At 70.2% G+C, this 14635-nt stretch carries 13 protein-coding genes; 11 read left to right on the top strand and 2 right to left on the bottom strand.

Annotated elements, in window-relative coordinates; genetic code table 11:
* The first annotated feature begins 2 nt into the window (after positions 1–2).
* From rpmI to ACGF7Y_RS26860, 3 genes are all read left to right on the top strand, one after another.
* Entirely contained in the window at positions 3–197 is a 195-nt protein-coding gene (gene rpmI, locus ACGF7Y_RS26870; protein ID WP_039797322.1) for a 50S ribosomal protein L35, read from the top strand.
* Positions 198–307: 110 nt separating this feature from the next.
* Positions 308–688 carry a 50S ribosomal protein L20 gene (gene rplT, locus ACGF7Y_RS26865; protein ID WP_039797323.1) on the top strand — a complete coding sequence of 127 codons (381 nt, stop codon included), beginning with the start codon at positions 308–310 and terminating at the stop codon, positions 686–688.
* Positions 689–734: 46 nt separating this feature from the next.
* A complete protein-coding gene (locus ACGF7Y_RS26860) occupies positions 735–1526 on the top strand; it encodes a TrmH family RNA methyltransferase (RefSeq protein ID WP_393238084.1) in 792 nt (263 codons plus the stop codon).
* A gap of 291 nt (positions 1527–1817) precedes the next feature.
* Here the strand turns inward: ACGF7Y_RS26860 and ACGF7Y_RS26855 are convergent, their stop codons facing one another.
* Entirely contained in the window at positions 1818–2372 is a 555-nt protein-coding gene (locus tag ACGF7Y_RS26855) for a TetR/AcrR family transcriptional regulator (RefSeq protein ID WP_393238081.1), read from the bottom strand.
* 120 nt (positions 2373–2492) lie between these two features.
* Here ACGF7Y_RS26855 and ACGF7Y_RS26850 point away from each other — a divergent pair, with 120 nt between their 5' ends.
* The 6 genes from ACGF7Y_RS26850 to ACGF7Y_RS26825 all read left to right on the top strand — a co-directional run bounded on the left by ACGF7Y_RS26850 (position 2493) and on the right by ACGF7Y_RS26825 (position 10486).
* Complete coding sequence (locus ACGF7Y_RS26850) at positions 2493–3920, top strand: MFS transporter (protein ID WP_393238078.1); 1428 nt, start codon at positions 2493–2495, stop codon at positions 3918–3920.
* A 356-nt stretch (positions 3921–4276) separates the two neighbouring features.
* Entirely contained in the window at positions 4277–5338 is a 1062-nt protein-coding gene (gene pheS / locus ACGF7Y_RS26845; protein ID WP_393238076.1) for a phenylalanine--tRNA ligase subunit alpha, read from the top strand.
* Between the two features lie 33 nt (positions 5339–5371).
* The gene (pheT, locus tag ACGF7Y_RS26840) at positions 5372–7879 is read left to right on the top strand and encodes a phenylalanine--tRNA ligase subunit beta (RefSeq protein ID WP_393238073.1); all 2508 of its coding nucleotides are present in this window, start codon (positions 5372–5374) and stop codon (positions 7877–7879) included.
* Between the two features lie 212 nt (positions 7880–8091).
* On the top strand, positions 8092–8865 hold the full coding sequence (locus ACGF7Y_RS26835; RefSeq protein ID WP_393238070.1) for an alpha/beta hydrolase: 774 nt from the start codon (positions 8092–8094) through the stop codon (positions 8863–8865).
* A gap of 39 nt (positions 8866–8904) precedes the next feature.
* The gene (locus tag ACGF7Y_RS26830) at positions 8905–9423 is read left to right on the top strand and encodes a hypothetical protein (protein WP_393238067.1); all 519 of its coding nucleotides are present in this window, start codon (positions 8905–8907) and stop codon (positions 9421–9423) included.
* A 43-nt stretch (positions 9424–9466) separates the two neighbouring features.
* Complete coding sequence (locus ACGF7Y_RS26825) at positions 9467–10486, top strand: hypothetical protein (RefSeq protein WP_393238064.1); 1020 nt, start codon at positions 9467–9469, stop codon at positions 10484–10486.
* Positions 10487–10499: 13 nt separating this feature from the next.
* Here ACGF7Y_RS26825 and ACGF7Y_RS26820 read toward each other — a convergent pair whose 3' ends face one another.
* On the bottom strand, positions 10500–10997 hold the full coding sequence (locus ACGF7Y_RS26820) for a DUF3558 domain-containing protein (RefSeq protein ID WP_393238061.1): 498 nt from the start codon (positions 10995–10997) through the stop codon (positions 10500–10502).
* Between the two features lie 320 nt (positions 10998–11317).
* Between ACGF7Y_RS26820 and ACGF7Y_RS26815 the strand changes: the two genes are divergently transcribed.
* Together ACGF7Y_RS26815 and ACGF7Y_RS26810 are read left to right on the top strand one after the other, a co-directional pair.
* On the top strand, positions 11318–11854 hold the full coding sequence (locus ACGF7Y_RS26815; protein WP_393238428.1) for an ATP/GTP-binding protein: 537 nt from the start codon (positions 11318–11320) through the stop codon (positions 11852–11854).
* Between the two features lie 410 nt (positions 11855–12264).
* A complete protein-coding gene (locus ACGF7Y_RS26810; protein WP_393238058.1) occupies positions 12265–14631 on the top strand; it encodes a nitrate- and nitrite sensing domain-containing protein in 2367 nt (788 codons plus the stop codon).
* Positions 14632–14635: the final 4 nt, after the last annotated feature.

Below are 14635 nucleotides of genomic sequence, written 5' to 3'. Positions count from 1 at the left end.
CCATGCCGAAGATGAAGACCCACAGCGGCGCCTCGAAGCGATTCAAGGTGTCCGGTAAAGGCAAGCTGCTGCGCCAGCAGGCGAACCGTCGCCACCTGTTCGAGCACAAGCCCAGCCGCCGGACTCGTCGTCTGGACGGCGTGGAAGTTGTCGCCTCCGCCGACGTCCGTCGCGTGAAGAAGCTGCTCGGTCTCTGATCGCGCCCGCGCAGACCGATAGGCACACCGCGACCGGACCAGCTCCGTCGCCACCCACCGACCCATTTCCGGGCGCTGCCCCGCGCCCCCAGATCGAACAGGACTGACCAGTGGCACGCGTCAAAAGGGCCGTCAACGCTCAGAAGAAGCGCCGTTCCATCCTCGAGGCCTCCAAGGGTTACCGCGGCCAGCGCTCGCGGCTGTACCGCAAGGCCAAGGAACAGCAGCTGCACTCGCTCACCTACGCGTACCGGGACCGCCGGGCGCGCAAGGGCGACTTCCGCAAGCTGTGGATCGCGCGCATCAACGCCGCCGCGCGGATCAACGACATCACCTACAACCGCTTCATCCAGGGCCTGAAGGCCGCCGGTGTCGAGGTGGACCGCAAGATCCTCGCCGAGCTGGCGGTGTCGGACGCCGAGGCGTTCGCCGGTCTCGTCGCCGTCGCCAAGGCCGCCCTGCCGCAGGACGTCAACGCGCCGGCCGCCTGAGCCGCATCCGTTGGCACACGGACAACTTTCGGAACGACCCGCGGAAGTGCTCAGCGAGCGCAATCCGCGGGTCGTTTCCGCTGTCAAGCTGCAGCGTGGCGCGCAGCGTCGCAAAACGGGCCGATTCCTCGCCGAAGGCCCCAATGCCGTCGCCGCGGCGCTGGAGACCGCGCGCGTCCACGAGTTGTTCTTTTCGGCGGCAGCCGCCGAACGAGATCACGCGCTGATCGCGGGGGCGGCCGCGGCGGGGGTCCGCACCACGCTGGTCAGCGATCGAGCGGCACAGCATCTCGGGGAAACCGTGACCGCGCCGGGGCTGGTGGCGGTCTGTGACCTGCTCGACGTGCCCTTGGCCCGGATCTTGGACGCGCGACCGCGCATGCTGGCCGTCCCGGTCGAGATGGCCGAGCCCGGGAACGCCGGCACGCTAGTGCGGGTCGCCGACGCGGTCGGCGCCGATGGCGTGGTGCTGGCGGGTGACACGGTCGACCCGCACAACGGCAAGTGCGTGCGGGCCAGCGCGGGCAGCATCTTCCACGTGCCGATCGCGCGGCACCGCGATGTGGCCGAGACGCTGGACGCGATCGCCGCGGCGGGTATCACGATCCTGGCGACGGCGGCGAACGGTGAAGTCGGCCTCGATGACGCCGACGCACTGTTCACCGGGCCGGTGGCCTGGCTGTTCGGCAACGAGGCGCACGGCTTGGACCCGGCCGTGGCGCGCCGAGCCGACCATCGCATCCGCATTCCCATTCGTGGCCGCGCCGAGAGCCTGAACCTGGCGACGGCCGCCGCGATCTGCCTGTACGCGAACTCCCGCGTTCGCTACGGTGCTTGATCTCTGTGTTGGTTTCCAGCGCCTGCGGCGCTGGGTGTTCGCGGCCCCTTCATGGCTCGCGTCCGAGTGACCGCCGCTTGCTCCTTCGTCGCGTACGCGGCGGCCACTCGGACGCGAGCCGGGCCGCGAACGGCGCATGCTCGGTCTCGCGTCGCTCGAAATCCGTGGTGGGCGCGGTGTGGTTGCGCGTGTTGTGATCCGACCACCACGGTTTTGGTGGGGGCGTGAGGTCGCTTCGGTGATGGCGAGGTGCGATTGCATCGTGCCGCGTGTGAAGGCGACTTCAGGTCGTCAATCGCCGTTGATGCTCAGATCTTTCAGGATCTCCGTCGCCCATGCCGCGGGCACCGCGTCCGGACCGGCGACTCGCATCGCGCTCATAACGGTGAGCAGCATTCCGGTGGCGAGGAAGCGCCGAGCCTCCGTTTCCGATGCTCCCGTCAGTTCCCGGAGCAACTGGTAGATCTCCCCGAATCGGGTCCTGACCTGGTTGCCGATCTCCGGCTCGCTGCTGGCCGCGAACCCGTGCAGCAGTAGCTGGAGCAGCTCGCGTTCGGCGAGGAAGACCGAATAGCCGCCGCCGAGTGCCGCCAAAGCCGCTTCGGGGTCAGCGCCGGGCGCCGCCTCCGCGCGCGCGGCGCGGAAGACCTCCTCGATCCGGTCGCACACGCGGTGCAGGGCGGCGCGGAACAGGTTCTGTTTGGTGCCGAACAGCCGGATCACATACGGCTGTGACACGCCCGCGCGCCGGGCGATCTCGTCGGTCCGGGTGGCGGCGTAACCGGATTCGGCGAACGCGCGGATCGCCGCGCGCAGCACCTGTTCGCCCCGTTCGCTTGCCGTCATCCTGGTCCTGGTCGCCATCGTGCTCCGTGTTCGCTGGTCTGGGCTCGGTCTTGACATGTTATCAGTCGATGCATAACGTTCTCCGCATTAGTTATCAGTCGATTACAACAAGGACTGGACATGACCGAGACCCTTCCACCCGCCGCGGCGCGCGTCGCCGCGCCCGCGGCCACGATCGGTGGTCGCAGGCTCGCCGCCGTACTGGCCGCGGTCGGTATCCCGATGTTCATGGTCACGCTGGACAACCTGGTCGTGACGAACGCGCTGCCGGTGATCCGCACCGAACTCGGCGCCTCGCTGGCCGACCTGCAATGGTTCGTGAACGCCTACACGCTGTCGTTCGCCTCGCTGCTGCTCACCGCGTCCGCCCTCGGTGACCGGCTCGGTAGACGCCGGATCTTCCTGCTCGGCATCGCGGTGTTCACGGTGGCCTCAGCGATCTGCGCGCTGGCGACCGGACCGGGCATGCTCATCGCGGCGCGGGCGGTACAGGGCTTCGGCGCGGCGGCGGTGATGCCACTGTCGCTGACACTGTTGTCGGCGGCGGTGCCGGAGAAGATGCGCAGCGCCGCCATCGGCATCTGGGGCGGGATCGCGGGCCTCGGCGTGGCACTGGGTCCGCTCATCGGCGGCGCGGTCGTCGAGGGGCTGAGCTGGCAGTGGATCTTCTGGGTGAACGTGCCGATCGGCCTGGTGGTGCTGCCGTTCGCGCTGCGGGTGCTGGGGGAGTCGCACGGCGGCAGCAGGCGGGTCGACCTGCTGGGCCTGCTGCTGTCGGCGGGCGGCGTGCTCGCGGTGGTGTGGGGGGTGATCCACGGCGCCGATGATGGCTGGACGTCTCCCGGCGTGCTGTCCGCGCTGGTCGGCGGCTTTGTGCTGCTCGGCTGCCTGATCGCCTGGGAGCTGCGTACGCCGGAGCCGATGCTGCCGCTGCGGTTGTTCCGCTCCCGCGCCTTCCGGGTGAGCAATGCGACCGGCTTCACCTTCTCCATGGGCGTGTTCGGCTCGATCTTCCTGCTGGCCCAGTACTTCCAGGTCGTGCAGGGCTATGGGCCGTTGCAGTCGGGTATCCGCACCATGCCGTGGACGATGGCGCCCATGGTCGTCGCTCCGCTGGCGGGTTTGATCGTCGACCGGGTCGGCGCCAGGGCGCTGCTCACCACCGGGCAGGCGTTGCTGGCGGTCGCGCTGGCCTGGATGGCGGTGGTCACCTCCGTCGACGCGAGTTACCTGTCGTTCGTCGGTCCGTTCCTGCTCGGCGGCATCGGCATGGGCCTGACCTTCGCGCCCAGCGCCACCGTGGTGATGGCCGCGGCGGCGGAGGAGGACCGCGCGATAGCGTCGGGAACCAACAACACCCTGCGGGAAGTCGGGGTGGCCATGGGTGTCGCGGTGCTGGCGTCGGTCTTCGCCGCGCAGGGCTCCTACCAGGATCCGCAGAGCTACGTCGACGGATTGGTGCCTGCGGTGTGGGTCGGCGCCGCGATCGTCGCGGTCGGCGCGGTGGTGTCGCGGTTGCTGCCCGCCCGCATCGCCGTCGCGCGCTGACCGCCGAACCGTCGCGCACCGATCGCTGGACGCCCGGTCGACGGAGTTCTCTCCTCGGCCGGGCGTTCCGCGGCGGCTGCCGGAACTCCCCCTCATCCCTTCCTGCTCGGCCTCCGTCCGGAGGTGGTGATGGTCCACGCCGTTCCGGACCCGAGTGCCGAGCGGTTCCCGCTCATGCCCGGCCTGCTCGGCGCGGGCGGGTGCACGGCCCGCGTGGCTACCACACGGCTCGCGCGGCGTCGCGGGTAATCCGGGTGAATCCGCCATAGCGCATCGAATACGATTGCGACCAGCAGCAATGCGGGCAGGCGGCAGCCGTGCCCGTGAACCGATCCCCAGGGGAGAGACGGAGCATCGTGGCCGACGACATCGACGCAGGCGAGCAGAACGCGGCGCTGACCGAGGAGGCACTGGCCGCGGCAGCGGCGGCCGCCGAGAAGGCGTTCGCCGCTGCCGCCGACCTGGATGCGCTCGCGGTCGCGAAAACCGAGCACCTCGGCGGAAAGGCGCCGCTGGCCCTGGCGCAGCGCGCGCTGGGCAGCCTGCCCAAGTCGGAGAAAGCCGACGCGGGCAAGCGGGTCAACGTCGCCAGGTCCCGGGTGTCGGAGGCGTTCGAGGCGCGCCGCGTCACCTTGCTGGCCGAGCGCGACGCCGCCGTGCTGGTCGCCGAGGCCATCGACGTGACGCTGCCCGCGAGCCGCACGGCCGTGGGCGCCCGGCACCCGATCACCGTCATCTCCGAGCAGATCGCCGATGTGTTCGTCGCGATGGGCTGGGAGGTCGCCGAAGGTCCCGAGGTGGAGACCGAGCACTTCAACTTCGACGCGCTGAACTTCCTGCCCGACCATCCGGCCCGCACCATGCAGGACACCTTCCACATCGCGCCGGAGGGCTCGCGGCAGGTGCTGCGCACGCACACTTCTCCGGTGCAGGTGCGCTCGATGCTGGAACGCGACCTGCCGATCTATGTGGTCTGCCCGGGCCGCACCTTCCGCACCGATGAGCTCGATGCCACGCACACTCCGGTGTTCTCGCAGGTCGAGGGCCTGGCGGTGGACAAGGGCCTGACCATGGCGCATCTGCGCGGCACGCTGGACGCGTTCGCCAGGGCACTGTTCGGCCCGGAGACCCGCACTCGCATGCGCCCGAACTACTTCCCGTTCACCGAGCCCTCGGCCGAGGTCGACGTGTGGTTCCCGGACAAGAAGGGCGGCGCGGGCTGGGTCGAGTGGGGCGGCTGCGGCATGGTGAACCCGAAGGTGCTGATCGCCAGCGGGATCGATCCCGAGGTGTACAGCGGGTTCGCGTTCGGCATGGGCCTGGAGCGGACGCTGCAGTTCCGCAACGGCATCCCGGACATGCGCGACATCGTCGAGGGCGACGTGCGTTTCACGCTGCCCTTCGGTATCCGGTCCTGACCTCACCCTTCGATCGAGAGAGCGAAACGTCAAGTGCGAGTAGCGCAGTCCTGGCTGACCGACATCATCCAGCGCACCAACCCGGAGTGGTCGGTGACGCCGGAGGAGCTCGACGCGGGATTCGTCCGGGTCGGACTGGAAGTCGAAGAGGTCGACAAGCTCCAGCGGGTCGCCGGCCCGGAGGACGGCGACCCGCCGCTGGTGGTCGGCCGGGTCGCCGAGATCACCGAGCTGACCGAGTTCAAGAAGCCGATCCGCTTCTGCAAGGTGGACATCGGCAAGCCAGACCTGCAGGAGATCATCTGCGGCGCGCGGAATTTCGAGGTCGGTGACCTGGTCGTCGCGGTGCTGCCCGGCGGCGTGCTGCCCGGCGGCTTCCGGATCACCTCGCGCAAGACCTACGGCCACGTCTCCAACGGAATGATCTGCTCGGTCGCCGAACTCGGTATCGGCAAGGACCATTCCGGCATCCTGGTGCTGGAACCGGGCACCGCCGAGCCGGGCACCGACGCCAACGCGCTGCTCGGTTTGGACGACACCGTCATCGAACTGAACATCACCCCCGACCGCGGCTACTGCTTCTCGGTGCGCGGCCTGGCGCGCGAACTGGCCTGCGGCTTCGATCTCGAATACGCCGACCCGGCGGTGCGTACCCTGCCCGACCACGAGCAGGAAGCCTGGTCGATCCGGGTCGAGCCGGACTCCCGGTGCACCCGTTTCGCGGCCCGCCGGGTCACCGGCATCGACCCGAAGGCGGTCAGCCCCTGGTGGTTGCAGCGCAGGCTGCTGCTGTCGGGCGTGCGCCCGATCTCGCCCGCGGTGGACGTCACCAACTACGTGATGCTGGAGCTGGGGCAGCCGCTGCACGCCTTCGACGCGGCCAAGGTGTCGGGCGGTTTGGTGGTCCGCACCGCGAACAAGGGCGAGACGCTGCGCACCTTGGACGAGGTGGAGCGCACGCTCGACGCCGAGGACGTGGTGATCGCCGACGATTCGGGTGTCGTCTCGCTGGCGGGCGTGATGGGCGGCGCGAGCACCGAGGTCGGCGCGCAGAGCACCGACATCCTGCTCGAGGCGGCCACCTGGAACCCGTTGCTGGTCTACCGGACCGCGCGCAGGCACAAGCTGGTGTCCGAGGCGGGCAAGCGGTACGAGCGGGTCGTCGATCCGGAGATCAACGTCGCCGCGCTGGACCGCGCGGCCACCCTGCTGGCCGAAATCGCGGGTGGCACCGTCGAACCCGTGCTGACGGATTTCCGGGCCCCGATCCCCGCGCCCGAGCCCATTCGGATGGACATCGACCTGGCCGACCGCGTCGCGGGCGTCACGTACCCGACCGGAACCTCCGCGCGCCGCTTGGCCCAGATCGGCTGCACCGTGGAGGTCGCCGTCAGCGAGGCCGGGCACGGCCAGCTGGTGGTGACGCCGCCCAGCTGGCGGCCCGACCTGGCCCAGCCCGCCGACCTGGTGGAAGAGGTGCTGCGGCTGGAAGGCCTCGAGCAGATCCCGTCCGTGCTGCCCACCGCACCGGCCGGGCGGGGACTCACGTCGACCCAGCGCCGCCGCCGCGCCGTCAGCCGCGCACTGGCGTTCGCCGGCGCCGTGGAGGTTCTGCCGCCGGTGTTCCTGGCCGCCGGGGTGTTCGACACCTGGGGCCTGGATGCCGACGACCCGCGCCGCGCCACCACCAGGGTGCTCAATCCACTCGACGTGGAGCGCGCCGAACTGGCCACCACCCTGCTGCCCGGCCTGCTCGAAGTGGCCGTCCGCAACATCTCGCGGGGTGCGCGTGATCTGGCGATCTATGGCATCGCGCAGGTCGTGCGGCCCGGGGCGAACATCAGGGCGGTCGACCCGCTGCCGGTGGACCGGCGCCCCACCGACGCCGAGATCGCCGAGCTGCTCGACTCGCTGCCCGAGCAGCCGGTGCACGTGGCCGCCGTCCTGACCGGCCGCCGCGAGCCGCGCGGGCCGTGGGGTCCGGGTCGTGCCGTCGAGGCCGCCGACGCGTTCGCACTGGCCGACGCCGTCGCCGACGCTGCCGGTGTGACCATCGAGCGCAGGGCGGCGGCCCAGCTGCCCTGGCATCCCGGTCGCTGCGCCGAGCTGGTGGTCGACGGAACGGTCGTCGGCTACGCGGGTGAACTGCACCCCGCCGTGCTGGAACGTTCGGGTCTGCCGCCGCGCACGTGTGCCGTCGAACTCGACCTCGACGCGTTGCCGCTGCGGGAAGCGCGGCCGGTTCCCACGGTGTCGCCGTTCCCCGCGGTGCTGCAGGACGTCTCGGTGAGCGTCGAGAAGACGATTCCGGCGGCCACCGTGCAGGCCGCGCTGCGCACCGGCGGCGGGGAGCTGCTGGAGGACATCGCGCTGTTCGACGTGTACGAAGGCGCGCAGGCGGGCGAGGGACGCAAGTCGCTCACCTATGCCCTGCGTTTCCGGGCCGCCGACCGGACCCTCACCGAGGACGAGGCCAGCGCGGCGCGCGACGCGGCGGTCGCGGCGGCGGCCGAATCCGTCGGCGCGGTGCTGCGCGGCTGACCGAGACTGTCACGACGACCGAGACCGTGCGCCGGGTGTGGGTGCACGGTCTCGTCGTTCTCGGGTCACTCGATCAGCCGTTCCCGGACGGCGAACGGTGACGTTCGCGGATGCTTCTCCTCCGGTGGGCGCGGTGGCGGTCGGCGCGTGCGCGTCGAACACGGAGCCGCGCCACCCGCCTGACGCGGCCTCGAACTTCCAGGAGTAAGAACATGGGCATGCGACACCCGGCCCGTCCGATCCTCAACGCGCTGACCTACCTGCCGGAGCGGACGGTGCTGCAGACCCCGGCGCTGCTCGGCATGGAGTACGCCGAGCTGGCCCTGCCCACCTCGGACGGGGAGATCGTGCACGCGTGGTGGATGCCCGCACGGAACTCGGTCGGGCACATCCTCTTCGCGCACGGCAACGCGGGCAACCTCGGCGACCGGGTGCCGATCTACGCATTGCTCACCGAGGCCGGTTTCGACGTGCTGGCCTTCGATTACCGCGGGTACGGGCGCAGCACCGGCAAACCGACCGAGCACGGCACCTACCTGGACGCGCACGCCGCGCACCGGGCGCTGCTCGCGCAACCGGGTGTCGATCCGAATCGTGTGCTGTACCTGGGCAAGTCCCTCGGCGGCGGCGTCGTGCTCGAGCTGGCGCAGCACCATCCGCCCGCGGGGGTCATGCTGATGTCCACCTTCAGCGGTCTGCGCGACGCGGCTCGTTCGGTGTATCCGTTCCTGCCCGCGCCCCTGGTGCCGAACGCCTATCCGAACGAACGCCGCATTCGCACGCTGCGCGCTCCGGTGCTGATCATGCACGGCGACCAGGACGAGCTACTGCCGCTGCGGCACGCGCACCGTCTCTACGCCGCCGCGCTGGAGCCGAAACGGCTCGTCGTGTTTCCCGGGGCCGGGCACAACGATCTGATCGTCGTCGGCGGCTCGGCCTGGTACGACCTCGTGCGCGACTGGGCGGGCGCACTCGTCCGGTCGTGAACCACGTGCGGCGCGGTCGTGGCTGCGTAGCCTGGCGGTATGAGTGACAACAGCGATATCGCGAGCCGGTTGGGCGGGCTGTCCGACGCGGAATTGGCAGGTGTCCTGCTGGTCGCCACAGCGGGCCGTCCCGGGTTCGCGGCGGTCCACGCCGCGTTGCTGGGGCTTGTGGAGACGGGGGATACCGGTACCGCCGGGGATGTGACTCCTACCACCCCGGCCGGCGGCACCGCGCTCCCAGGGCAGGGGTCGGAGGTATCCGGCCAGGTAGGCGGCGGTTCCGCGGTACCGGCGGTACCGGTACCGCCGCCGGGTATGCCCGGCACCGCCCCGAGCGGCGGATATTCGGTCGCCGGTGTTCCTACTTTCGAGTCAGTTCGCGATAAGGTCGAGCAGCGCTACGGCACCGCGCAGGGGATGGGCGAACTCGACCGGCAGACTCCAGCGGGCCGCGGCGCGGACGAACAATGGCAGGCACGCGAGAAGGCCGCGCGTGAGCGACTGGACCGGATCCGGGAATCGTTGCACGGCAACGACGCCGAGCCGCACCAGACGTGAACCGGGCCGGGCGCGCCGGATGAAGAGTGATGGGTGGAATTCGATGAGCGAGCCGCGTGAGATCGCCGAACGGCTACTGGACGCCCAGGTGGAATTCCTGCTCGCCGAGGTCACCGGCGAGCGCTTCGCGGAGGTGATCGCGCGCGACACCGAGGCGGTCCTCGGAGTCGCCGACACGATCGTCTTCCGGGACGTCGTCGAGGTCGAGCAGGCCAAGCAGACCGTCCGCACCATCGTCGAGCTGATCGGCGGCAGTCCGGTGTTCGCCGACATGGTCGGTGTGTTCGCCGACTCCATCTACGACCACATCGCGACCAACAACGACTACACCCTCGGCGAGGTGGTCGAGCGCGAGCCGGTCGAGGCGCTGCTGGAGAAGATCTTCGGCATGCACCAGGCGCAGGAGCGCATCCTGGACCGGCTCACCGAGAGCCCGCTGGTGGCCACCGTCGCGTCGAAATTCGTGGACAAGCTGATCAACGACTTCATGCAGGCCAACCGCGAGCGCGCGGAGAAGATCCCGGGCGTCTCCTCGCTGATGTCGCTGGGCCAGTCCGCGGCCAATCGCGCCAAGAAGGCCGCCGACGGCACGTTCGTCGGCGACCTTGCGGGCAAGGGCGCGTTGTTCGCGCTCAAGCGCACCAACAACGCCATCCGCGAGATGCTGCGCGACGCGCCGGTGCACGCCGCCGCGATGGAGTTCTGGGATCTGCACGCCGACGAACCGGTCAGCGGTCTGCGCGAATACCTCAGCCGCAAGGACCTCAACGAACTGGTGCTGCTGTGCTACGAAATCGCCGTCACCACGCGCGAGAAGGAGTACTTCGGCCTGCTGCTGGACGAGTGCGTGGAGGTGTTCTTCACCAAGTACGGCGATTACACCCTGGCGGCCATGCTGCCCGAACTCGGTCTCACCGGTGACGATATCGCCGCGGAGATCCTGCGGTACGGACCGGCGGTCATCGAGAGCGCGAAGCGGGAAGGCGTTCTGGCCGGATTGATCCGCGAACGCCTCGCGCCCTTCTACGCCTCCGACCGGGTGCTCGACATCCTCGCGGGGTGAGGCCGAAGGCTGTTCATCTGGGCAGGGCGGGGACGATCGCTTCGCCGACGGTCGCGAGGCGGTCGCAGGGATTCTGGTCCGCGGTCTTGTTGACCAGCGTCAGTTGCAGCAGGCCTTGGCGGGCGGGGAAGAGCACGTCGCACATCTGATCCTTGGCGGCGTCGTCGACGCGGAACTGGCGTCCGGAGCGCCCGCCGATCGTGACGTCCTGGAAGTCGACATTGCCCGGTTTGCGCTCGAACTCGGCCACGGACATGCCGTTGGAGAACACCCCGAGGGTGAAGTCGGCGCCCTTCCAACCGCAGATCTCCCAGCCGGGCTGCTTCACCCCGCCGACGCCGACCTGCTTGCTCGCCGGATCGAGGCCCGCGCTCGTCAGCGCGGTGTCGGGGATGCCGGTGCAGGGGTCGAACAGCGTGGTGACGGTGCTCGCGGCCGGGGTGGTGGTCGCCGGTGCCCCGCCGGACTCGTCGCCGCAGGCAGCCGCTCCGAGCACAAGTGCTAATGCCAAGGGAACCAACGTAATTCGGTGCGCCATCCAGCCCTCTTGCCCTCCGGGTGTGTCGCGCCGGACTGTATCAGAGTCGCGCCGCGAGGTTTCGCGGCGGGCGAAGACGGGTACCAGGTCCTCGTGCGGCTGTGCCGGCGGCCGCACTTCCATCGCCGAAATCGGTACCGCGCTGGAAGTCCCGATCGGGGCCGGCCGCCGTCGTCGGCGACCGGGCCGCCCGACACGTGATGTGCGCGCCGCCGTTGCCATCGAGAGGATCAGCGCCATTGTCCTGGCACTGCGACACGCGAACGCCGACCCTGCCGTCCTCGGTGAAGATCGTGGTGAGCGGTGGTCTCGGCGTCGGGAAGACGACCTTCGTCGGAGCCGTTTCCGAAATCGGCCCGCTGGTGACCCGGGCGGAGACGACCGAGCCGATCCTCGTTGTGGACGACCCGGAGCGCGGGGCGGACTGGAGGCCGACCACCGTCCCCGTCGACGTGGGGCGAATCACCCTGGACAGCTCCTTGCTGCTGTACCTGTTCGGCGCCCCGGGTGCGGATGACCTCGACTGGTTGTGGGACGACTTGGCCGACGGTGCGCTCGGCGCGGTGATCGTGGTGGACACCGGCCGCGTCCACGACTGCCACGCCGTGCTGGACTATTGCGCGCAACACGGCACGCCCTTCGTCGTCGCGGTCAACCACGCCGACGCCGACCTCGGCGAGGTGCGTGCGGCGCTCGCACTCGCGGACTGGATCCCCGTCCTGGAATGCGATGCCAGGCGGCGTGATTCGGTCAAAGACGTATTGGTCGCACTGCTCGAACAGGTGCTGTCGCACCGGGCCGATCACCTCGTCGCCAGAAGCGCGGGTTGAGCCGTGGCGCGGGCGCTTCGGCGCCGGCCGGAACGTGGGCCTCGCCGCCGATGACTGCGCCGCGCGTCCGTCCGCTGTATCGGAGTCGAGCCCGAGGGTTTCGCGGCGGACGAAGGCGGGTATGAGCAACGGATCCCGCGTCCGCTCGCGTGCCCGCGGGAGGTCGGTTTGTCGTGCTCGTAACTCTTCGTTGCCAGTGTGTTTAGAAGTCCGCACACTGTCCGATTTGTCCTATTTTCGCGTTGACGGCGCGGTGGCCCTGTGACAGTTTGCCCTTGATTTCCGTGTGCTCGCTGTGGAGCAGGCGCGGCGGCTGATCGGAGGAGCAGAGGGTGCGGTCACGTGGACGACCGGAGAATTCCGGGGGGACAACGGTTGTCCCGCTCCGCGCTCCCGACGGTGAACGCCGAGTGCCGGGCGGGCGAATCGTGCGCCCGCAGACCATTCGCGGGCAGCTGGCTCGTATTCTCGTCGTCTCGCTCGTTCTGGTGCTCGCCCTTCTGGGCGGGATGGTCGCGCGCGAGATAGGCGCGTACCGCGAGAGCCGGAACACGGTGGCCGCGGTGTCGCTGGCGCTGGCTGTGCAGGATCTCGTGCACGAGACGCAGCGCGAGCGCGGCCTGACCAATGGCTTGCTCGGTGGTGACCAGCGCTTGCGGCAGCCGGTCGACGACCAGCGCGGCGCGGTCGACCGCGCCCTGCGCACGTTGCGGCAGGTTGCGGCGGACGGCCCGCCGGGCGCGGAGCGGGTGCGGGCGGCCGCTCGGCCGCTCACCGACCTGGACGTGATCCGCTCGGGGATCGATGAGCGGCGCACATCCCGGCAGGCGGCGTTCCAGTTCTACACCGACGCCATCGATGGGCTGAACCGCTTGTCCCTCGGCCTCGACCAGGCTGCCGATCCGGCGATCCGGCACGGGCTGCAAGCCCTGCACGCGCTGGGTGAGGCGAAGGAGCAGACCGCCCGCGAACGCGGCTTCCTGAACGGCGTCTTCGCCGCGGACGCCTTCGGGCCGGGTGAATACGTGCAGTTCCTCGACATCCGGGCGGCCAAGCTGGCCGGTCTGGCCGCGTTCGCCCGTGACGCGACCTCGGCCCAGCAGGCGCGCTTGGACGCCGTGCTGGACGGTGCGGACGCGATCGCGGCCGCCGAGTCGGAGAACATCGCGATCGCCGCCGGCGCCGGACCGCTGGCACGATCGGTCGATCCGATCACCTGGTGGGCCCGGATGACCGCGGTCATCGATGAGCAGCGCAGTGTGCAGCAGGCCGTCGGCGACGATGTCCGGCAGCGGGCGGAGGCGCTGCGGCGCAACGCCGCTCTGGTTCTCGGCGCGTTCGTGCTCGCCGCGCTGGCGGCGATCGCGGTGGAGGTGGCGCTGGTCGTCGCCGCGATGCGCGCGATCGTCCGGCCGCTGGCCACGCTGGCCGCGGACGCCGACGACGTGTCGAGCAGACGGCTGCCCGATGTGATCTCGGCCTGGCGCACCGGCGACGACGCCAGGCCGCCGGACCCGCCCGCCCCGGTGCGGACGCCGCCGGGCGCGGGCGTGGAGATCGCCGCCGTGGCCCGAGCGCTGAATCGGGTGCAATCCACCGCGTTCGACCTCGCGTCCGAGCAGGCGCTGGTGCGCCGCAACACCACCGAGTCGATGGTCAGCCTGGCGCGGCGCAGTCAGAACCTCGTGCGCCGCCAGCTCGGGCTGATCAGCGAATTCGAGCGTGAAGAACTCGATCCCAAGGCGCTGTCGAATCTGTTCGACCTCGACCATCTCGCCACCAGGATGCGTCGCAACGCCGAGAGCCTGCTCGTGCTGGTCGGCGAGGCCAGTCCGCGCAGCTGGGCAGAGCCGATTCCGCTCAGCGACGTGATCCGCGCCGGCTTGTCCGAGGTCGACGACTACCGCAGGGTGGTGCTGCGCCGGATGGACGATGTCCTGGTCGCGGGCGCCGCGGCGAGCGAGCTGGCACACATGCTCGCCGAGCTGATCGAGAACGGGCTGGCGTTCTCCCCGCCGGATCTCGAGGTGGAGATCTACGGCCGTGCCGGACCGAACGGATACCTGCTCGCGGTGGTCGACCACGGTGTCGGCATGCCCCCGGACCACTTGGCTCTGGCCAACGCGCGACTGCGCGGCGAGCAGGATTTCGTCGTCGCGCCGACCCGCAATCTCGGCCACTACGTGGTCGGCAGGCTCGGCGAGCGGCTCGGCATCGCGGTCGAACTGAGCGCCTCGCCGGTGAGTGGCATCGTCGCGCGCCTGACGCTGCCGCCCGGGATGCTCGAGACGGAGCCGCAACAGCCGGGTGACCCGCGTGCGCCCGCGCCCCGCTCTGCCGGGCAGAGCGATTCGAGTTCACCGATGTCACGTCCGCCCGCGGAAGTTCACAGAGCGGTTCAGGCGGGGTCTTCGGCCCGCCCGCAGTTCGTTTCCGCACGATCCGAGCCGGCGGCCGGCGTAGGCGCTGCCGAATCACACCGCGCCGCGGCGCGCTCCGCCGCGGACGAACCTTCCGTGCGGCACACCGCGAACGGTCTGGTCAAACGCAACAAGAAGGCGCGCGCCGCCACGACCGGCGTTCGTCCGGGCACGGTTCCCCCGCCGGAGCCGACCCCCGCGGTCGAGCGCTCACCAGAGCAGATCCGCGGCATGCTGTCGGCCTTCCGGTCAGGGCATCAGCGTGGCGCGCCCGCGCGGCACGCCGCCGAACGCGACCGCGCCCGCGCGGCCCACGAATTCCCACCCGCAGTGACCATGGCAGAGGAGATCCGGTGACCAC

It is taken from the genome of Nocardia sp. NPDC047654 (genome assembly GCF_043205035.1).
Taxonomy (GTDB): Bacteria; Actinomycetota; Actinomycetes; order Mycobacteriales; family Mycobacteriaceae; genus Nocardia.
Note: the sequence above shows the minus strand (reverse complement) of the source record. Positions and strands in the feature narration are given on the sequence as shown.